We start from the raw sequence: 19,365 nt of genomic DNA on the forward strand, positions 1-19,365 counted from the left end.
CCCCGTCAGCCCCGGGGAGCGGGCAGGGTGCCGCGGTTGCGCAGGTGATAGTAGCCGCGCGTATCCGGCTGCCCGAGGCCGCCGGATTGCAGCATGTTGCGCAGGTTCGGGTCGGCGTTGTCCTTGGCCTTGACCTGGAGGTCGTAGTCGTAGCTGCGATCCGCCAGCATGTGCACCTCGCCGCTGGCGTCGAGAGGGCCACCCAGGGTTTCGATGACGATCTTGATGCTGTCGTTGCCGGAGGTGCCGGCCGGCGGGGGCTGGTTGCTCAAGGTCGCCTTGAAATCGCCCAGCGGCAGTGGGTCCTTGCCCAGGGTGAAGGCCAGGCCATGCAATTCCGCGGTGCCGGTGACCGCCGTGGGAAAGCCCTTGCGCAGTTTGAGGCTGCCGATATCGAAGCGGGCCTGGCCGTCGACCGGAACGAAGGGGAAGCCGGCGATCGCAGCCAATGCCTTGACGCCGCCGCCGCCTTGGGCGCCGGCGATATTGACGCCGCCGAACACCAGGGCGACGCGGCCCTTGAGATTCAGATCCTGGCCGCCGCCGTCGATGTGGAAGCTGGCCCGGAGCAGCGGCAGCCACCAGGGCTGGAAGTCCCAGTGCAGGTTCTGCAGCAGGGGGCGGCCGTTGATGCCCACGGTCTGCACCTTGCCTTGGTCGAGGCTGCCCTCCAGCCCGTACAACTGGACGGCCGCCGCCTTGGGGGCGAACCAGGCATAAAGGTTCGCCGCGGGCGCGGTAAGCAGCAGGGTCCAGGCGAATGCCAGCACGCCGATCAGGATCAGGGTGCGTGTTTTCATGATCCGCGCTTCAGTGACAGGCGCACGCTGACCACCCCGGGCGCCGGGCGCCGCTCGATGGCGACATTGTCGATACGCACGGCGTAGCGGGTTTGCAGGTCATCCATCCAGCGCAGCACGGCGTCGAACGGCACATCGTCTATCCACACCCGCACCTGGTTTTCGCCGTCCGGGTTGATGCGCGACAGTGGTTTGCCGAGGATTCCGTCCTTGCTGGCCTGATCCACGGCGGAGAGCAGGGAGACTTCGGGACCTACCAGCGGTGCGCCGCCGGCCGGGTGGACCGCCTGGGCCAGTGCGCCGATCTGTTCGATGCGGCTGGCCAGGGTGCGCGCCGACTCCAGCTCCTCGGCCCGATGGGCGCGGGCCAGAACAAAGGGCTGCCATAGTCCCAGGTAGATCACGGCCAGCAGGGCGACCACGCCGCCCACGGCGACGATCAGCTGTTCACGCGGCTGCAGGGCCTCGAAGCGCGCGCGCAGGGGGGCCAGCTGCCGGTTGAGTTCCGCCAGTTGCGGTTCCAGCCGTTCGCGCAGGGATTTCATGAGCAGTGGCCCGCGGAAAGCTTGAGGCGGATCTTCGCCCCGGCTTCGCCGGAATCGGCCGACTGCACGTCGAGCACGGCGCAGCGGTGGCTCGCGTACCAGCCGCGCAGCTTCTCCAGCACCTGCAGGTCGGTACCGCTCAGGTCGAGAAACAGGGCGCCTTCGCGATACTCGGCATTGTTGAGGGTCAGACCCGGCGTGGCGACAAGGCTGTCCGCTGCCTGTTGCAGCAGCGACAACGGACCACCCTGGCCGCCGCCATGGCCGAGGATCTGTGCCTGCTGCTCGACCTGGGTGCCGAGTGACACCGCGGCGACACGCTGGCCCGGGAATAATTGGTTGAAGCGCAGCTCATTGGCGCTTTGCTGGGCTGCCGCGGCGTGCTTGAAGCGTATGGCTTCGACCGTGTTGACGACGATGCCCAGCACGAAGGCGGCGGCAAGCAGGCTCGCGGCGAAGCGCCAGGGGCGCCAGAAGCGGTCCAGGCTCTCGCGTTGGGAATAGGAACCTTGCAGCAGGTTGATGGCCTGCGGCAGGCGCAGGTTGCGCACCATCGCTTCCAGCGGGTGGCTGAAGCCGGGGAGCAATTCCAGCGGCCGTTTCAGGGTGGTGTAATCGACCTGTTCGCCGCGTGACGTCAGCACCCGCAGTGAGTGCGGCGCGCCATTTTCGGCCAATTGCAGAAACAGTTCGAAGTCTTGCGGTACGCAGCTGAAGCCGCTGTAGGCGCCGGTGCGCGCCGTCAGTTGATCGGGCTCGGGCAGCACGGTCCAGGGACCGCCGTTCTCCCAGGGCAGTGCCAGGGTTTCGGGGATCAGCGCATCGGGCAGGGTGTCCCGCTCGCGGAACGGCGCCAACCACTTCTGCATGTCTTCGTGCGAGGCCACCGCAACCGGAAAGGCGCCGTCCGGCTGACGTGGTCCCAGCGAGAAATGCAGCGTTTCGATGTCGTCGGCGAACTGGTCTTCGAGCACGAAGGGGGCGGCCTGCAACACCTTCGCCGGCTGCCGCGCGGGAACCTTGACCTGGGTCAGCCGTACTTCCGCCCCCGGCACGAACACCACCAGCTTGCGGCCGGCGGCCTGCGCGATCACCTCCGACAGGGGGGCTTCGCGCACGAACACGCTGGCGGGCGCGCCACCCAGGCCGTCGGTCGCCACGACGGTGTAGGGGGTCGGCGCATCGCCCGAGGGCTGGCGCAAGCGGATGTACAGGGTTTCGCGCACGGTCAGGCGGCGGGCTAGGATTGCGGAGTTATTCGGTATTGGTGCTATGGGCCAGCACTACGGGCGTTCCGCTGCCCGGCCGGTAGATCACACTGTACAACGCGAGCCGACCGCTGCCAATGAAAACCTCGGCTTGGAGTTCGAAATAATTGCTGGTGACGCCTGTTTGTACAGGGACGATGGCGCTATTGTTACCGTTGCTGGTCGGACTCGGGATGAAGCCGTACTCACCGCCGGCACTGAGGTCAGCGGTACTGCTGATGGGCTGGAGTTTCCGCGCGGCGATGAATTTTTCCACCGCTGCCTTGTTCGTAATGTTCGGAGCCAGCGACAGCAGTACCGGCTCCGGGGCGGTGTTGACGTTGATCGGGGTGATGGTCCCGGTCCCGCCCCCCGCAGCTGCCGCCGCCGCGGCAGCTGCGGCAGACGTGGGGGTGGCAGGCGCTACCGGCAGGGCGGTGACGTAGGGCAGCAGGGCCGCGTACAGCTCCTTGGTCATGCCCCTGACCAGCATCAGCTCGCTGACGCTGCGCATCGGCTGGTTGGCGGCGCGATAGGGCGGATCCTGCGACAGATAATCCTGATCCTCGGCGCCGTCCGTGCCGGCGCGCTGGTCGTCGGCGTCGATCCAGTCGCGGATGGCATAGCCGATGCCGTGATATTTGGAGGCATCGAAGTTCGGCAGGTTGTCGAGCAGGCGGTCGAACTGCTGGATGTAGACCATCGCGCCGGTGGCCGCGGCATTGTTGCTGCTGTTGAACTGGCCGACGCCGATATTGTTGAGGTTGAAGCGGCCCTGCAGGTCCTCGATGTGACCGCGGATGCCGCCGCCATCGATCGGCAGGAAGTCGACCGGCTGCGCCCAGAGGCCGTTGAAACCCACGGTCTTGCTGTTGAGCTTGGCGTCCTTGATCAGGATGCCCTTGACCCAGGATTCAATGCCGGTGCCGTACCACAGCTCGGCCTCGGACTGGACCAGGTTGGCGCTGCGGTGCACTGCGATGTTGGACGCCTCGAACATTGCCACCGCGGCGATGCTGGCCAGGGCGACGACGAAGATCGCGGTAATCAGGGCGATGCCGCCTTGTCGTTTCATCATCCTGTCACTCCGCCGCTGCTGGAGCCGGAGCTGGAACCGCCGCTCAAGCCATCGGGCCCGAAGCGGAACAGCAGCCGTATCTCGCCCCAATCGCGCGTGCGCAAGGTCAGTTCCGCCGCCACCGGCGGCAGGATCGCCGCGGCATTGCTGCCGCTGCTGCTCAGGGTGGTGCCGTTTGCCGGCCATTGCTCCTGCCAGGCATAGCGGCTGTCCAGGAAACGCCATCGTACCTGCTCCACGTGCTCCAGCAGGCTCAGGTCCACCGGGTCGGTCTGCGAGGCCCGGTCCAGCACGCGCCAGCTGCGCCGTATCAGCCGGAAGTTGTCGGACTGGCTGTCGTCGAGGAAATAGCTGACGCGCTCCAGCGTGGCGCGAGGCAGCAAGGCCGGATTGCTCCAGCCGCCGCGGGTGAATTCGAGACGCTTGTTGGTGCTGTCGTAGATGAAGGCGGGCAGCGCCTGGCCGTTACCGTCGCGAACGGTGCGGGCGGAACCGTTGACGAAATCCTCGCGCAGGCGAACGTAGGCTTTCTGGTATTCAGCGGTACGGGCCAGCGACTCCTCGATGTGGCGGCGCGTGCCGAGCACGCTGCTGAGGCCGCCGTAGGCCATGATGGAAAAGACGCCGAAGATCAGGATCACCACCAGCAGTTCGAGCAGGGTGAAACCGCGCGCGATCCTGCGCGGCTTGCGGTTCGGCAGGTGAACAGGGGCAGGGTGGTTCACTGCTGCTGCCGTCCCGCGGCGGAAAGAAAGGTGCTCAGTTCGATGTAGCTATGTTTCTGCGAATCCGATTTCTTTTCCACGCGGATGTTGACGCGACGCAGGGTGGGATCCTGGGTGCCCACGACTTCGGAACGCCAGGTCCAGGTGTCACCGCCCATCTGCACGTCGTCGCTGCCGGTTCCGACCTGGGGCCACACCGGCAGCATCTCGATCTCGGCCAGGCGGTTGCGCGCCACCCACAGCGCCAGGGTCTTGTCGCGCAGGCCTGAAGCGGAGCGGGCGTAGCTGGAGCCGCCGGAAATGATCGCGGTCAGCGCCAGGGCCAGCACGGTGACGGCAACCAGTACTTCCAGCAGGGTGAAGCCGGCTTGCGAGGAATGCCGGCTCCTTGCACCGGATGCGGATCCGCTCGCCGTCACTGCAGGGACCTGCGTTCGTGCTGGATGCGGCCCAGCGCGTCCGATTCGATATGGAAGTACGACAGGTAGTTCTGTGCCTTGACGTCAACGGCGAACGCGCTGCTTTCGCCGCCCGGCAGCAGCACGATCTGCGGCTGGATCTTCTGCTTTTCGTCGGCCGAATTCGCTCCTGGCTTGGCGTCCTGCGCCGGCGGCACCATACGGCCTTCTACGTGCAGCTCCGCATAGAAGGGTGCGAGCAGTGGACGTGGCCGCAAAGCGCCTTGGCCGTACTCGACCCAGCGGCCCTTGTCGTCGAAGGTGAGGAACTGGTAGCCGCTGGTGGTGAAGCGCAGGCCGATGGGGATGCCCTTCATCTGCGATTCTTCCTGGGCGAGCTTCACCAGTTGCTCGAAACGCTGCGATTCGGTTTGCAGGCGGTCGTCGAGCTGGCGGTTGCCCATCTTCAGGCCGACAAAGGTTGCCAGTATCCCGATGATGAAGATGACGATGAGCATCTCGATCAGGGTGAAGCCGGCAGCTTTGCTTCGGTCGAAGGGGTGCCGCATGGATCAGGCTCTCAAAGCGGCGTATTCAGCAAACGCACCCAGGCCATCCCTGGCGGGACCGAGCGGCTGAGGGAAGGCCCGGCCCGACCATCCATGATCGGGCGTTCGCCAGGAGGCGAAGCAAAGCTTCGCCTCCTGACTCACCCACCCAGGTTCCAGTTGCCGATGTCGGCGTTGACGCCATCGCCGCCGGGCGCGTTGTCGGCGCCGAGGCTGAAGATGTCGATTTCGCCGTGCAGGCCCGGATTGAGATACTGGTACGGATGCTGCCAGGGATCCTGCGGCAGGCGGTCGATGTAGCCGCCCGGTTTCCAGTTGCGCGCGGCGGGTTCGCCCTGGGGCGGAGCCACCAGCGATTCCAGGCCCTGCTGCGTGCTGGGATAGACGTAGTTGTCGAGCTTGTACAGGTTGAGCGCCGATTGCATCGCGGCGATATCCTGTTTGGCCTTGGTGATGCGTGCCTTGTCCGGTGCGTCCATGACGCGCGGCACGACGATCGCGGCAAGAATGCCGAGAATCACCACGACGACCATGATTTCAATTAGGGTGAAGCCCGCCGCGCGGCGGCGCACAATATGTTTGTTCATGATTTTGTAATGAAAATTAGCCGCAATAACCAGGGTTTATGATAGCAGAGCCGTCTCCAAGTTCCCCGGCGGTGTGGGGGCCGCCCGCCGCACTGTCGATGGTATGCCTGTTGCTGACCCTGGCCGGTCCGCAACTGTCGCAATTCCTGCGTTATGATCGCGCCGCCATCGCCGCCGGAGAGTGGTGGCGGTTGTTCAGCGGCAATCTGGTTCATCTCGGGTACTGGCATCTGCTGCTCAACGTACTGAGCCTGGTGTTGCTGGTCCTGCTGTGCCCGGAGCGCCTGTCGGCGGCGGAATGGTTGCGCCGCCTGTTGGTGATCGGTACCGGGATGAGTCTGTGCCTGTACTTTCTCGCGCCCAAGGTGCAGACCTATGTCGGCCTGTCCGGGCTGGTCTATGGCCTGTTCGCACTGGGCCTGGGACGGCAGGCCTGGCGGCGCGATGAAATCGCCATCGTCTGCCTGGTATTCCTGGCGGCGCGAATCACCTGGGAACTGGTGAAGGGCGCCCCGGCCTCCGAAACGGAACTGATCGGGGGTGGCGTGGTGGCGGAATCGCATCTGTACGGGATCTGCTGCGCCCTGGTCTATGCCCTGGCGGCAGCGGCGTGGAACAGGATGCGCCGCGGACCGGGCGATGGTTTGAATCGGGCAGTGAATTGATCAGTACGGCTGCGGATGGCCGGGTCGAGTGGATAGGATGTCGTTTTCAGGGAGATCCCGCTGCATGAAGTACGCGTTGTTGTTCCCGGGTCAGGGTTCGCAAGCGGTCGGCATGCTCGCCGCGCTCGGCGCCGGTGAGCCGCTGGTCGACGAGACCTTCAATGAAGCTTCCGCCGTGCTCGGCTGGGATGTGTTGCGCCTGGTCCGGGAAGGTCCGGAAGAGGAGTTGAACCGTACCCAGCGGACCCAACCGGCACTGCTGGCCGCGGGCATCGCGGTATGGCGCGTCTGGCGCGCCGGCGGCTGCGCGCCGCCGGCGGTGATGGCGGGACACAGCCTGGGCGAGTACACAGCCCTGGTGGCTGCGGGATCGATCGCTTTCGGCGACGCGCTGCGGCTGGTCGAACTGCGCGGCGAACTGATGCAGAACGCAGTCCCGGCGGGCGAGGGCGCGATGGCCGCGATCATCGGCCTGGAAGACGCCGAAGTGGAAAAGATCTGCGCAGCGTTTCCCGGCCCCGGAGCCCTCGAACCGGCCAATTTCAATGCGCCGGGGCAGGTGGTGGTGGCCGGCAGCAAGGTCGGCCTGGACTGGCTGCTGGAGAACGCCAAGGAACTCGGCGTGCGCAAGGTGGTGCCGCTGCAAATGTCGGTGCCCTCCCATTGCTCGCTGATGCGCACCGCCGCGGCGCAACTGGCCGAAAGCCTGTTGAAGGTCGAGGTGCGCTCCCCGGCATTACCGGTGATCCACAATATCGACGGCAAGCCGCGCACCGAGCCGGACGCGATCCGCGACGCCCTGATCGGGCAGCTGCACCATCCGGTGCGCTGGTCGCAGAGCATCGGCGCGATGGCGCAATCCGGGGTCGGCGCGTTTTTCGAATGCGGACCCGGCAAGGTCCTGACCAATCTCAACAAACGTATTCTGGGCGCCGGCACTTATATTGCACTGGAAGAGCCGGAAGGCATCCAGAAAGCGCGCGCCAGTTTCGAAACGGAGCAAGCATGAGCACAGCGGCAAGCGGGCGTTTCGGCGACAACGCGGTGGCCCTGGTCACCGGGGCCAGCCGCGGCATCGGCAAGGCCATTGCCACGCGCCTGGCCCAGGACGGGGCGCGGGTCATCGGCACCGCCACCAGCGCCGCCGGCGCCGAGGCGATCGGCGCGGCCTTGCAGGCCTGGAACGGCGCGGGACGGGTGCTGGACGTGCGCGATCCGGCCTCGATCGAGGCCGTGGTCGGCGAAATCGGCAAGACCTTCGGTCCCATCACCATCCTGGTCAACAACGCCGGCGTGACCCGCGACACGCTGCTGCTGCGCATGAAGGACGAGGACTGGACCCAGGTGCTGGAAACCGACCTCAGCTCCGTGTTCCGCCTGTCCAAGGCGGTGGTGCCGGGCATGATGAAGCAGCGCCACGGCCGCATCATCAGCATCGGCTCGGTGGTGGGCACCATGGGCAATGCGGGGCAGGCCAACTACGCGGCTGCCAAGGCCGGCCTGATCGGCTTCTCCAAGTCGATGGCCCGCGAGATCGGCTCGCGCAACATCACCGTGAACGTGGTGGCGCCGGGTTTTGTCGAAACCGACATGACCAAAGAGCTGAAAGAGGACACCCGTGCTGCATTGCTGCAGCAAATGGCGGTGCGCCGCCTCGGCATCCCCGAAGACATTGCCGCCGCAACCGCTTTCCTGGCATCCAGCGAAGCCGCCTACATCACCGGCGAGACGCTGCATGTCAACGGCGGCATGTATATGATTTAATAGAAATCAATCGTTTAATTTAAAAATTATAGTTCGATCCGCTGGCGACACGTGCAGCGAATCTGGCTACACTAAGCGACGTTTTTTACCACCCCGAACGAGGGAGTCTCATGAGCAGCTTGGAAGAGAAAGTCAAGAAGATCATCGCTGAACAGCTGTCGGTCAGCGAAGACCAGATTACCCCCGAGGCTTCGTTCGTCGAGGATCTCGGCGCCGACTCGCTCGACACCGTAGAACTGGTGATGGCGCTCGAAGAAGAATTCGAGATCGACATCCCCGACGAAGAGGCCGAAAAGATCGTCACGTTCGCCGACGTGCTGAACTACATCAAGTCGCACACCAACCAGGCTTCCTGATTCACCGGAAGGCGCAGCAAACCCCTCTCTCCAGACCCAGATCACCGCCATGACTCGACGCCGCGTGGTCGTCACCGGCATGGGCATTGTTTCGCCCGTCGGTTCCGATCTCAATACTGCCTGGTCGAACATCCTTGCCGGCAATAGCGGCATCGGGCCGATCACTGCGTACGATGTTTCGGCATACAGCACCCGGTTCGCCGGGCTGGTCGCCGGGTTCCGTGCGGAAGACTGGATGGGGCCGAAGGAAATCCGCAAGACCGATCCTTTCATCCATTACGGCGTCGCCGCGGCCAAGCAGGCCGTGCGCGATGCCGGGCTGGAGATCACGGATGCCAATCGCGACCGCATTGGCATCTGTGTCGGTTCCGGGATCGGCGGCATCGGTTCGATCGAGGAAGAGGTCGGGGCGCTGCTCAAGGGTGGACCGCGGCGTGTTTCGCCGTTCTTCGTGCCGTCGAGCATCATCAACATGATCTCGGGTTACATCTCCATCGACCTGAAGATCACCGGTCCCAACTTCGCCGCGGTCAGCGCCTGCACTACCTCGGTACATGCGATCGGCTGTGCCCTGCGCATGATTCAGGGCGGCGATGCGGAGGTGTTCATCGCCGGCGGCGCGGAAGCGGGATCGAGTCCGGCGGGCATGGCGGGTTTCTGCCAGGCACGGGCGCTGTCCACGCGCAACGATGCGCCGCAGCAGGCGAGTCGTCCCTGGGACAAGGACCGTGACGGTTTCGTCCTCGGTGACGGTGCCGGCGTCGTCGTGCTGGAAGAATACGAATTCGCCAAGGCGCGCGGCGCGCGCATCTACGGCGAACTGGTCGGCCTCGGCATGTCTGGCGATGCCTACCACATCACCCTGCCGCCGGAAGACGGCAATGGCGCGCGGCGCGCCATGCAGAATGCATTGAAGGACGCCGGCCTCAACCCGGAAGACGTGGATTACATCAATGCCCACGGCACGTCCACCCCGGCGGGCGACCAGGCCGAAAGCACCGCCATCAAGGGCGCTTTCGGCGACTACGCCAAGAAGGTTCCGGTGAGTTCGACCAAGTCGATGACCGGCCATCTGCTCGGCGCCGCGGGTGGCATCGAAGCGGTGTTCTCGCTGCTGGCGCTGCGCGACCAGGTGATTCCGCCGACCATCAACCTGGACAATCCGAGCGAAGGCTGTGACCTGGACTACGTGCCGCATACAGCGCGCAAGGCCAAGCTGGATGTCGTGATGTCCAACTCCTTCGGTTTCGGCGGCACCAACGGCACGCTGATATTCAAGCGCTTCCAGTAACCGGCCCCAGGGTCTGTTCACAATCAGACCCTGATGCTGCTCGCTGAAATTCCAGGCAGGTTCGATCTTCTGTCGCTGCACCGGCAGGCGCCGGAGCGCTATCCCTTTCTGCTCGAAAGCGTGGCCGGGCATCCCCTGGCGGGACGTTACGACATCCTTTTCGCCTTTCCGCAGCAGGCGCTCGAAAGCGGACGTGACGGCCTGGATCATGCCGCCTTCTTCGAACGGCTCAACGCCCAGTCGGCCGCGCAACGCTGCGCGCCCACGCACGGCCTGCCGTTCTGCGGCGGCTGGTTCCTGTTTCTCGGCTACGAAGCGGCGCGCGGCGTGGAAGCGCGCCTGCAATTACCCGATGCGCCGTACCGCCTGCCGGATGCGCTGGCGGTGCGCTGCACCGGCGCCGTCATCATCGACCGCGAAAACGATCGCACCCTGCTGCTGGCGGAGAGCGATCCGGCGCAGCTGGAACAGCTGCAGGCGGAATGCGCCGGGCTGACGGCGTCCCCCGAGCCGCCCGCAGGTTCATTGCTCACCCGGATCGACGAGGATCCGGAACCGCAGTTCCTGCGCGGCGTCGAGGCGATTCTCGAATATCTGCATGCCGGCGATATCTTCCAGGTCAACCTGTCGCGCGCCTGGCGTGCGCGGCTGCGCGAGGGCATCGGCCATCTCGATGTCTACGCCCGCCTTCGCCGCGCCAATCCGGCGCCGTTCGCCGGCCTGCTGCGCTGGCGCGACAGCGCGGTGCTCAGCTCCTCGCCGGAGCGGCTGGTCAACATCGATGGCGGCATGGTACAGACACGGCCGATCGCGGGCACCCATGCGCGCCTGCGCGATCCGCAGGAAGACGAGCGCCAGCGTGCCAGCCTGCTGTCCAGCCTGAAGGAACGCGCCGAGCACCTGATGCTGATCGATCTGGAACGCAACGACCTCGGCCGCGTCTGTGTGCCCGGCAGCGTCGAAGTCAGCGAACTGATGTGCATCGAGAGCTACGCCCATGTGCACCATATCGTTTCCAACGTGCGCGGCCGTCTGCGCACGGAAGTCGGGCCGGGGGACGTGCTGAAGGCCGTGTTCCCTGGCGGCACCATCACGGGCTGCCCCAAGGTGCGGGCGATGCAGATCATCGCCGAGCTCGAGGGGGTAGGGCGCGGCCCCTATACCGGCGCCATGGGGTACCTCTCGCGTTGCGGCCGCATGGATACCAATATCCTGATCCGCAGCCTGGTCTGTGAGGACGGCGGGGTCAGCCTGCGGGCCGGGGCGGGCATCGTAGCCGATTCCAGGCCCCTGTCCGAGCTGGCCGAGACGCGCGCCAAGGCGCGCGGCCTGCTGCTGGCCCTGGGGGCGCAGGTATGAGCGGCGCTCTCCAGGCCCTGTTCAATGGGGCGTCGGTGGTGAGCGAGGCCCTGACCCGGAGCCGCGGCCTGCATTACGGCGATGGTGTCTTCAGAACCTTGTTGAAGTACGACGGGCAATTGATTGATTCCAGGCTGCAATTAATCAAGCTGGCGCACGATGCCAAAGCCCTGGGCCTGGAGCCTCCCGCAGCCGACTTGCTACTCGAAGAGGCCGGGCTGGTCAGTGCTACCCTAGGCAGCGGCGTGGTCAAGATCCTGTTGCTGCGCAGCGGCGCGGGGCGCGGATACACGCCGCAAACGGCCCAGGCTGACCGTCTTTTGCTGGCCTACCCACTGCCGGCCTATCCGGCCGAACCCTGGACCCGAGGCATAGCCGCCTTCCGCTGCGCCCTGCGGCTGGGTCGCCAGCCGGCGCTGGCCGGCATCAAGCACCTCAACCGCCTGGAGCAGGTGCTGGCCTCCCGGGACTGGCCGGAAGGTGCCGCAGAAGGCATCCTGTGTGACGAGCGGGGTGTCCCGGTGTGCGGCACGCGCAGCAACCTGTTCTGGATCAGTGAAGGGCAGCTGCATACCCCGGCGCTGGACGGCTGCGGCGTGGCCGGCATGATGCGCGACAAGGTGCTGGCCTGCGCCACCGCCCTGGGCCTGCCGGTGCGGGTCGAATCGCGGCCCTGGGCGAAACTGCTGGATGCCGACGAGGCCTTCGTCAGCAACAGCCTGATCGGCATTTGGCCCCTGCGCAGCCTGGAACAGCGGCAGTGGCAGGCGCCGGGACCGGTCACCGCGCGGCTGGCCGCGGTATTGCGGCATCCGTACAAGGCTTCGGCTTCCTGAAAGACATGACGCAACCCAAAAAGAAGAAAAAGAAACGTACCCGCCTGCTGCCAGCCTTGCTGCTGGGGGTATTGCTCGGCCTGGGCGCCGATGCCTGGCTGCAGCTCAACGCCGCGCTGCCGATCGAACGGCCGACCACGGTGGAGCTGGAATCCGGGCAGCGGCTGTCCTCGCTTTCACGGCAGATGGAAGACCGCGGCCTGTTTTCCAGCGACCGCCAACGGCTCTACCTGGTGATCTACGCCCGCCTGCACGGCGAGGCCACCCGGCTCAAGGCTGGCGAATACGCGCTGGAGCCCGGTGTTTCGCCCCTGGGCCTGCTGACGGTGCTGACCTCGGGCAAGATCCTGCTGCACGAGCTGCGGCTGGTGGAAGGCTGGCGCTTTTCGCAGGCCTGGAAACTGATCCGGGCCGATCCGAACATCGCCCATACACTGGGCAATGCCGACAACGCGGCGATCATGCAGGCCATCGGCAAGCCCGGCATCGATCCCGAAGGGCGCTTTTTCCCGGACACCTACCGCTTCCCCAAGAAGACCACGGACGTGAGTTTCCTGCGCAACGCTTATGCGGCGATGGACAAGATCCTCGCCGCCGAGTGGACGGCGCGGGCGCCCAACCTGCTGTACGCGACGCCCGACCAGGCATTGATCATGGCGACCCTGGTGGAGAAGGAGTCCGCTGTGGCGAGCGAACGCCCGATCATCGCCGGCGTGTTCCTGCGCCGCCTGCAGACCGGCATGCGCCTGCAAACCGATCCGGCGGTGATCTACGGCCTGGGCGACGCCTACGACGGCAACATCCACACCGAAGACCTGCGCACCGATACGCCCTACAACACCTACACCCGCGACGGCATGCCGCCGACGCCGATCTGCCTGCCGGGCCGCGAGGCGATCCATGCGGCGCTGCACCCCGACGACAGCAAAACCCTTTATTTCGTAGCCAAGGGCGACGGCACGCACCAGTTCTCCAGCTCGCTGGAGGAACATAATGCGGCTGTGATGCGCTACCAGATCAAGCCGCACCTACATCCATGAGACTCTACTTTCACTACACTGTGGGAGATCATCCTGTCTCATGGATGCGCCGACTCGCGACGCTAGGATCCCCACGCTGCGCGCGGGGCCCCTCCACGCTGCTCGCGACGCTATGAGACTCTACGTTCACCTCATTGTGGGAGATCATCCTGTCTCATGGATGCGCCGACTCGCGACGCTAGGATCCCCACGCTACGCGCGGGGCCCCTCCACGCTGCTCGCGACGCACCATGATTAAGCGCGGCCGTCTCATCGTGCTGGAGGGGGGCGAGGGCGCCGGCAAGTCCACGCATGCGCGCGGCATCAGGGCCTGGCTGGAACAGCAGGGCCGTGAAGTGGTGCAGACGCGTGAACCGGGCGGTTCGCCGCTGGCCGAGGCGATCCGCGGCGTGGTGCTGGGCGACTGGTTGGAAGGCATCGACGCGACCACCGAGCTGCTGCTGATCTTCGCCGCGCGGGCGGCGCATTTGCATGCCCTGATCCGCCCGGCGCTGGAGCAGGGCAAGGACGTGGTTTGCGACCGCTTCGTCGACGCCAGCTACGCCTATCAGGGGGCTGCCCGCGGTCTGGGAAGCGACACCATTGCCGCCTTGGAACGACTGACCCTGGGCGAGCTGCGGCCGGACCTGGTGCTGCTGCTGGACATCGATCCGCAGGAAGGCCTCAAGCGCGCCAAGCGCCGCGGCGATGAAAACCGCTTCGAGGCGGAAACCCTGGAATTCATGGGCAAGGTGCGCGCGGAATATCTGCGTCGCGCGCGGGCCGAGCCGGCGCGCTACGCGGTGATCGACGCGGCGCGGCCGCAGGCGCAGGTCGCTGCCGACCTGCGCCGTGAACTGGAGGCGCGGCTGTGAGCGAGCCCCTGCAACTGCTGCCCTGGCAGGCGCCGATGTGGCGCCTGGCGGCCCAGGCCATCGAACAGGATCGGCTCGGCCATGCGCTGCTGCTGAGCGGTTTGCGCGGCACCGGCAAGCGCGTCTTCGCGCGCGTCCTGGCGGCGGCGCTTTGGTGCAAGACGCCGCTGGCGGAACGCCTGCCATGCGGGCGCTGCGACGATTGCCGGCAGGTGCTGTCCGAAGCGCATCCGGGTTATACCGCCCTGCGCGTGGAGGAGGACAAGCGCGACATTTCCATCGAGGCGGTACGCATCCTGTGCGAACGCATGGGCATGACCAGCCACGACGGCCGCTCCAAGGTAGCCATCGTCGACCCGGCCGACTCGCTCAATCGCAACGGCGTCAACGCCTTGCTCAAGACCATCGAGGAGCCGCCGCCGCGCAGCCACCTGCTGCTGGTCTCGGAACGCCCGCTGGCGCTGCCGGCGACCCTGCGCAGCCGCTGCCAGCAGATGCGCTTCGCCATCCCCGCGCGCGCGGAAGCGCTCAACTGGCTGGCGCAGTCCGGGGCCGCCGCCCCGGCGGAAGCCGCCCTGGCCCTCGATGCCGCACACGGGGCCCCCGTGCTGGCGCTGCAACTACTGCAGGACAAGAGCCTGGAATTGCAGCAAAGCTGGCGCGCGGCCCTGCTGGACCTGGCGGCTGGCCGCACCGACCCGCTGAAAGCGGCGACCACGGTGGGCGAGGCGCAGGCTCCGGCGTTCCTGCGCTGGCTTTATGGCTGGCTGCTGGACCTGTTGCGCGCCGGGCTGGTGCCGGGCGGCGCCGCCGACATCGAGGCGCTGGCCCGGACCCTGCCGCGCCATGCGCTCGACCGCTATGTTTCCGAAGTGCAGGAAAACCTGCGCCGGCTCGAGTTCAACGCCAAGGCCCAGATGGTGCTGGAAGCCGTTCTGATCCGCTGGCGCGCGCTGGTTGCGCTGGGGCAGCGGAGTTAGCCAGAATGCGGCCGGGGAATAAGGGACAATAGGGATATATGAGCACCATGGGCCGTCCCGGCGCCGCGCCGGGCATGCTGACGCTGAACATCAAGGACAAGAGCGCCTTGTACGCGTCCTATATGCCGTTCATCAAGAACGGCGGCCTGTTCATTCCCACCAACAAGCAGTACCGGCTGGGCGACGAGGTGTTCCTGCTGCTGACCCTGATGGATGGCGCCGAGCGCCTGCCGGTGGCGGGGAAGGTAGTGTGGCTGACGCCGCGCGGAGCCCAGGGCAAGCGCCAGCAGGGCATCGGCGTGCAGTTCAGCAGCCAGGATGGCGGCGAAACGCAGAAGAAGATCGACACCTACCTGGCCGGCGTGGTCGCGGACCGGCCCACGCACACCATGTAGGCGGCCGCAGCCGGCACCGTTGCCGGCTCAGTTTTTCGCCGGCAGGCCGTTTTCCAGCGAGTAGGCCTCGAAGCCCTTTTCACTCAGCACGAATACCGCCACCGAGCTGCGGCGGCCGGTGTCGCAGACCGCGATATAGGTCATGGCCGGGTCGAGTTGCGCCAGCTTCATGCGCAGCATGTAGAGCGGGATATTGATGCTGTCCGGCAAGTGGGCGCGCTGGTATTCGCTGGGCAGTCGCACATCGAGCCACCTGGCCTTGCCGGCCGCCACCAGCTTCTGCGCCTCCTCGAAGGCGGTCTTGCGTGCGATGGGGTCGTTCAGCAGGGTGCGGAAATCCTGCTTGGACAGGCGCATTAGCCGGCCGCGGGTCAGCATGGTGACCGTGGCGTTGCGTTCGGCGTCGGCGATCAGCGATTCCTCGCCGAAGCAGGAGCCGGAATCCAGTTCGGCCAGGCGCATCGGCTTCTGGTTCGGCGCCTCGCGCGTCACGATGCAGCGGCCTTCCATGATGACGTAGAAAAAATCGCCGGGTTCGCCCTGGCGCACCACCACCTGGCCCGGATCGGCCCGCATCTCCTGCATGCGCATGAACATGGCCTGCAGGTTGGACGGCGGCACCAGCTGGAACACGCGCATCTGCAACAGCTTGGTCATCCAGTCGCCGTCGTTCTTGCCCCCACTGGTGAGTTCGCCGACTTCGAAGCGGCCGCTCTGGTCCCAGGTCAGCATCACGTCGAGCAGGCTGGCGTCCACCGCCAGGTAGCGGGTTTCGCGCAGGCAGCGCGCCGATACCTTGCGCGGCGACTGGTGGGCGATGCGGTGGAACGAGCTCGGCTCGCCGGCGCGGACCACCGCCAGCCCCTTGCCCGTCGCATCCTCCAATTGCACTTCCCCGGCGACCAGGAACATCGCGGCCTCTGCCGCGTCGCCGATCCTGAACAGGTATTCACCAGCCTTCGCCTCCACCAGCGTGGATTTGCGCGCCAGGTTCTGCTGGCTTTCAGGCCTCAGGGCATTGAGAGGGATGTAATTGACAAAGAGTGCGGGGTCGACCGCAGCATCCATAAACAGCTCCGGCTTTTTTTACGGCGTCGGTATACATGAACACCTTATCACGGCCCGGCGCGGCTTTTTTTGCCGGCGGACATGGATTTGCGCCGTAGCGCACAACTGCTCGGGGTGAAAACGGAAGATGTGGTCGATTGCAAACGCCAGGACGAGAGAGTTCGTCGCGGCAATCCGCGTATTCCTATTCTATAAATTACTTTAATTTTTAATTTTATTTCTTTGATTTAATTTAAATTAACTGAATCGAAATCCGGAAATCATGCCACCCAATATCCGGTCGCTGAATATACGCCGCCCCCGATCCCGGCCTGCCGCGCCGGCCACCACCATCAACGGCAGCAGATGCTCCTCCCGCGGATGGGCGATCCGCGCTCCGGGCGCCTGACTCCAGGCCGCGAGTTTTTCGTCGCGCAGGGCGGGCGCGGCGGCCACCGCTTCACCCAGCCAGGCATCGAACTGATCCGATGCGCCGCCTGGTCCGGCGCCGATCCCGCGCATATTGTGGTAGCTCATGCCGCTGCCCACGATCAGCACACCTTCCTCCCGCAAGGGCTGCAAGGCCTGTCCGGCCCGGATGTGGGCGGCTGGGTCGAGGCCACTGCATAGCGAAAGCTGCACCACCGGAATATTCGCCTCGGGATAGATCAGCTTGAACGGGATGAAGACGCCATGGTCGAAACCTCTTCGGGCATCCTGCGATGCATGCATTCCGGCCCCCTGAAGCAAGGTCTGCACCCGCTTCGCCAGCGCTGGCGAACCCGGCGCCGGGTAGGTGAGGCGGTAGGTATGCTCCGGAAAGCCGTAGTAGTCGTAGATCAGTTCCGGATTGCTGCCGGACGTGACCTTGAAATCGGCTTCCTCCCAGTGGGCGGAAATGACCAGGATCGCTTTTGGCGCGGGCCCGATCGATGCACCCAGTTGCCGCAGCCAGTCACCCATCCGGTTCCAGGTATCGGCCGGGTTCCATTCCATGAAGAAGCAGGGGCCACCGCCATGCGGGATGTACAGGGTCGGAAATTTCTGCGAAGTCATAGAAAGGACATCCCGGGGCCGTGATTGGCTTAAGCTGGCGGTGACTCATTGTCCGTTCAAGCCTGCATGCCGCAAATAACCCACACGAAAGACGAAGCCGCAGGCTTGCTCAAGCTGCTGACCCTGAACACCCACAAGGGCTTCACTTCATTCAATCGGCGCTTCGTGCTGCACGAGCTGCGCGAGGCCGTGCGTGGCGTGGCGGCCGACATCGTATTCCTGCAGGAAGTGATCGGAGCTCACCATGGCCATGCGGCGCGGCACGCCAACTGGCCGGCGGAGCCGCAGTACCAGTTCCTGGCTGAATCGATCTGGGGCAGCGTGGCCTACGGCTGCAACGCGGTCTACCAGCATGGCGATCACGGCAATGCCATCCTGTCCCGCTATCCGATCAAGCACTACCGCAATCATGACATCTCGTCGAGCCGGATGGAGCGGCGTGGCATCCTGCATAGCGTGATCGATGCGCCGCAGGGGCAGGAGATCCATGTCATCTGTACGCATCTCAGTCTGCGGGAGGCGCATCGCCAGCGGCAGTTCCAGCAGCTCTGCGGCGTCATCGCCAGCGAGGTGCCGCCACAAGCCACCCTGTTCGTGGCCGGCGACTTCAATGACTGGCGGGGGCGGGCGCACCCGATCTTGCTGCGCGAAGCCGGGCTACGGGAAGCATTCATCGAAGCTGGCGGACAGGCCGCGGCTTCGTTCCCGGCGCGCTGGCCGATGCTGCAACTCGACCGGATCTACTTCAGGAATGCCGGGGTACTGCGTTGCGAGGTGCTGCGGTCGAATCCGTGGTCCAGGCTTTCGGATCATCTGCCCCTGTATGCGGAGGCGTGGCCAATGTTGCCTGCACCCTGATCGGGTAAACGCGGCTTCGGGGTCGGGGACCTGATTCGCGCGCGGATCATGCAAGGCCTGGCAACAGGGCTGGCGGTAAGCGGCGTTGGCGCCGGCATGATCGATCTGAACAAGGAGCGGGGTGCCAAGGCGGTGGCGCCGGCCTTTGGCACCGCAAGGGGCGGCATTCTCGCGGGCCTGCTGGTGCAATACCTGCCGCCACCCAGACGGGTTACGCCGTGCTCGGCGTGATGTTTGTCCTGCAAGGCATTGCTGTGGCCCTCCGGTACCGGGTGTGCTGGCCTCGCTCAAGCCCCCCGGTTCAAATTGCCCGCCGCGACGCGTGGGCCGCTATCGCCTCCTATCTGTCCGTGGGGGTAATCGCCGCCGGTTCGAATTGAATGCACTCGTGCTGTTCCAGGTCGGACAGCCCCCTGCGGCGTACCGGCATGTTTTCAGATAGGCCAGGCTGGCAACCAACACGCGCGCGGCGTCTTCGAGCAGCCGATTGGTCGTTTCAATCAGATCGGTATCGCGATGAAGCCTAAGCCGGGCTGTAGGCGCCTCCGGCGGCCGTCGAACGCGGACGCGCGCTTGCGGGGGCGATGGGCTGCGACAATGCCGGATAGTCCACGTAGCCGGCGGAGCCGCCCTTGTAAAAGGTCTTTTGGTCGTAAGGCGACAGAGCATGGCCCTTGCACAGGCGATCGACCAGATCCGGGTTGGAGATGAAAGGCTTTCCGAATGCGATCAGATCACCGCAATTCGCCTTGAGCGCCGCCTCCGCGCGGGCTTCGTCGAAACCGCCGCACAGGATCAGCGTGCGTTTGAACGATTCGCGCAAGCGGCGCAGCAAGGGGCTGTCGGCGTCATGGATCCAGTGGCCGTCCTGATCGTTCAGATGCAGGTACGCAGTGCCGAGCAGGTTGAGCTGTT

General features: G+C 65.4%; 24 protein-coding genes. 13 read left to right on the forward strand and 11 right to left on the reverse strand.

The features are described from left to right. Nucleotides 1-5: 5 nt before the first annotated feature. From gspN to gspG, 8 genes are all read right to left on the reverse strand, one after another. Nucleotides 6-800, reverse strand: coding sequence for a type II secretion system protein N (gene gspN, locus BP26_RS0110835; protein ID WP_029920598.1), 795 nt, complete (start codon nt 798-800; stop codon nt 6-8). Next, nucleotides 797-1,345, reverse strand: coding sequence for a type II secretion system protein M (locus tag BP26_RS0110840; protein ID WP_029920599.1), 549 nt, complete (start codon nt 1,343-1,345; stop codon nt 797-799). Before BP26_RS0110840 ends, gspN begins: the two co-directional genes overlap by 4 nt. After that, the gene (gspL, locus tag BP26_RS0110845) at nt 1,342-2,571 is read right to left on the reverse strand and encodes a type II secretion system protein GspL (protein ID WP_029920600.1); all 1,230 of its coding nucleotides are present in this window, start codon (nt 2,569-2,571) and stop codon (nt 1,342-1,344) included. The genes BP26_RS0110840 and gspL overlap by 4 nt, the downstream gene beginning before the upstream one ends. Before the next feature lie 28 nt (nt 2,572-2,599). Further along, nucleotides 2,600-3,670 (reverse strand): type II secretion system minor pseudopilin GspK, encoded by a 1,071-nt coding sequence (gene gspK, locus BP26_RS0110850; RefSeq protein ID WP_029920601.1) that lies wholly within the window; start codon nt 3,668-3,670, stop codon nt 2,600-2,602. Continuing rightward, nucleotides 3,667-4,395, reverse strand: a complete 729-nt coding sequence (gene gspJ, locus BP26_RS0110855) for a type II secretion system minor pseudopilin GspJ (protein WP_051748840.1) — start codon at nt 4,393-4,395, stop codon at nt 3,667-3,669. The genes gspK and gspJ overlap by 4 nt, the downstream gene beginning before the upstream one ends. Continuing rightward, nucleotides 4,392-4,814 carry a type II secretion system minor pseudopilin GspI gene (gene gspI / locus BP26_RS0110860; RefSeq protein ID WP_051748841.1) on the reverse strand — a complete coding sequence of 141 codons (423 nt, stop codon included), beginning with the start codon at nt 4,812-4,814 and terminating at the stop codon, nt 4,392-4,394. The genes gspJ and gspI overlap by 4 nt, the downstream gene beginning before the upstream one ends. Continuing rightward, nucleotides 4,811-5,362, reverse strand: a complete 552-nt coding sequence (gspH, locus tag BP26_RS0110865; RefSeq protein ID WP_029920604.1) for a type II secretion system minor pseudopilin GspH — start codon at nt 5,360-5,362, stop codon at nt 4,811-4,813. Before gspH ends, gspI begins: the two co-directional genes overlap by 4 nt. A 140-nt stretch (nt 5,363-5,502) precedes the next feature. After that, nucleotides 5,503-5,949, reverse strand: a complete 447-nt coding sequence (gene gspG, locus BP26_RS0110870) for a type II secretion system major pseudopilin GspG (protein WP_029920605.1) — start codon at nt 5,947-5,949, stop codon at nt 5,503-5,505. Between the two features lie 38 nt (nt 5,950-5,987). On the opposite strand from gspG, the gene rrtA reads away from it, so the two are divergent. The 11 genes from rrtA to BP26_RS0110925 all read left to right on the forward strand — a co-directional run bounded on the left by rrtA (nt 5,988) and on the right by BP26_RS0110925 (nt 15,489). Beyond that, the gene (gene rrtA / locus BP26_RS0110875; RefSeq protein ID WP_245611770.1) at nt 5,988-6,614 is read left to right on the forward strand and encodes a rhombosortase; all 627 of its coding nucleotides are present in this window, start codon (nt 5,988-5,990) and stop codon (nt 6,612-6,614) included. A 64-nt stretch (nt 6,615-6,678) separates the two neighbouring features. Continuing rightward, nucleotides 6,679-7,623, forward strand: coding sequence for an ACP S-malonyltransferase (gene fabD, locus BP26_RS0110880; protein ID WP_029920607.1), 945 nt, complete (start codon nt 6,679-6,681; stop codon nt 7,621-7,623). Next, the gene (fabG, locus tag BP26_RS0110885; protein WP_051748843.1) at nt 7,620-8,378 is read left to right on the forward strand and encodes a 3-oxoacyl-ACP reductase FabG; all 759 of its coding nucleotides are present in this window, start codon (nt 7,620-7,622) and stop codon (nt 8,376-8,378) included. Before fabD ends, fabG begins: the two co-directional genes overlap by 4 nt. Nucleotides 8,379-8,488: 110 nt before the next feature. Beyond that, nucleotides 8,489-8,734, forward strand: a complete 246-nt coding sequence (gene acpP, locus BP26_RS0110890; protein WP_029920609.1) for an acyl carrier protein — start codon at nt 8,489-8,491, stop codon at nt 8,732-8,734. A gap of 49 nt (nt 8,735-8,783) precedes the next feature. Further along, entirely contained in the window at nt 8,784-10,025 is a 1,242-nt protein-coding gene (gene fabF / locus BP26_RS0110895) for a beta-ketoacyl-ACP synthase II (RefSeq protein ID WP_029920610.1), read from the forward strand. Nucleotides 10,026-10,058: 33 nt separating this feature from the next. After that, a complete protein-coding gene (locus BP26_RS0110900) occupies nt 10,059-11,384 on the forward strand; it encodes an aminodeoxychorismate synthase component I (protein ID WP_029920611.1) in 1,326 nt (441 codons plus the stop codon). Further along, nucleotides 11,381-12,220: an aminodeoxychorismate lyase gene (pabC, locus tag BP26_RS0110905; protein ID WP_051748844.1), complete on the forward strand. Its 840-nt coding sequence runs from the start codon at nt 11,381-11,383 to the stop codon at nt 12,218-12,220. Before BP26_RS0110900 ends, pabC begins: the two co-directional genes overlap by 4 nt. Nucleotides 12,221-12,225: 5 nt before the next feature. Next, the gene (gene mltG, locus BP26_RS0110910) at nt 12,226-13,260 is read left to right on the forward strand and encodes an endolytic transglycosylase MltG (protein ID WP_029920613.1); all 1,035 of its coding nucleotides are present in this window, start codon (nt 12,226-12,228) and stop codon (nt 13,258-13,260) included. A 230-nt stretch (nt 13,261-13,490) separates the two neighbouring features. Next, nucleotides 13,491-14,114 carry a dTMP kinase gene (tmk, locus tag BP26_RS0110915; protein WP_029920614.1) on the forward strand — a complete coding sequence of 208 codons (624 nt, stop codon included), beginning with the start codon at nt 13,491-13,493 and terminating at the stop codon, nt 14,112-14,114. Continuing rightward, the gene (locus BP26_RS0110920) at nt 14,111-15,094 is read left to right on the forward strand and encodes a DNA polymerase III subunit delta' (RefSeq protein WP_029920615.1); all 984 of its coding nucleotides are present in this window, start codon (nt 14,111-14,113) and stop codon (nt 15,092-15,094) included. The genes tmk and BP26_RS0110920 overlap by 4 nt, the downstream gene beginning before the upstream one ends. Before the next feature lie 38 nt (nt 15,095-15,132). Continuing rightward, nucleotides 15,133-15,489 (forward strand): PilZ domain-containing protein, encoded by a 357-nt coding sequence (locus BP26_RS0110925; RefSeq protein ID WP_029920616.1) that lies wholly within the window; start codon nt 15,133-15,135, stop codon nt 15,487-15,489. Nucleotides 15,490-15,516: 27 nt separating this feature from the next. On the opposite strand, the gene BP26_RS0110930 is transcribed toward BP26_RS0110925, so the two are convergent. Both BP26_RS0110930 and BP26_RS0110935 read right to left on the reverse strand, forming a co-directional pair. Continuing rightward, nucleotides 15,517-16,557: a cyclic nucleotide-binding domain-containing protein gene (locus BP26_RS0110930; protein ID WP_051748845.1), complete on the reverse strand. Its 1,041-nt coding sequence runs from the start codon at nt 16,555-16,557 to the stop codon at nt 15,517-15,519. Between the two features lie 237 nt (nt 16,558-16,794). After that, nucleotides 16,795-17,592 carry a DODA-type extradiol aromatic ring-opening family dioxygenase gene (locus BP26_RS0110935; protein ID WP_029920618.1) on the reverse strand — a complete coding sequence of 266 codons (798 nt, stop codon included), beginning with the start codon at nt 17,590-17,592 and terminating at the stop codon, nt 16,795-16,797. 66 nt (nt 17,593-17,658) lie between these two features. Between BP26_RS0110935 and BP26_RS0110940 the strand changes: the two genes are divergently transcribed. Both BP26_RS0110940 and BP26_RS30865 read left to right on the forward strand, forming a co-directional pair. Further along, nucleotides 17,659-18,450 carry an endonuclease/exonuclease/phosphatase family protein gene (locus BP26_RS0110940; RefSeq protein ID WP_029920619.1) on the forward strand — a complete coding sequence of 264 codons (792 nt, stop codon included), beginning with the start codon at nt 17,659-17,661 and terminating at the stop codon, nt 18,448-18,450. A gap of 96 nt (nt 18,451-18,546) precedes the next feature. Beyond that, complete coding sequence (locus BP26_RS30865) at nt 18,547-18,681, forward strand: hypothetical protein (protein WP_281172716.1); 135 nt, start codon at nt 18,547-18,549, stop codon at nt 18,679-18,681. A gap of 292 nt (nt 18,682-18,973) precedes the next feature. Here BP26_RS30865 and BP26_RS0110950 read toward each other — a convergent pair. Further along, on the reverse strand, nt 18,974-19,365 hold a 392-nt coding region (locus BP26_RS0110950; RefSeq protein WP_029920621.1), incomplete at its 5' end, for an oxidoreductase.

This window comes from Nevskia soli DSM 19509 (assembly GCF_000711955.1).
In the GTDB taxonomy this organism is placed as follows: Bacteria; Pseudomonadota; Gammaproteobacteria; order Nevskiales; family Nevskiaceae; genus Nevskia; species Nevskia soli.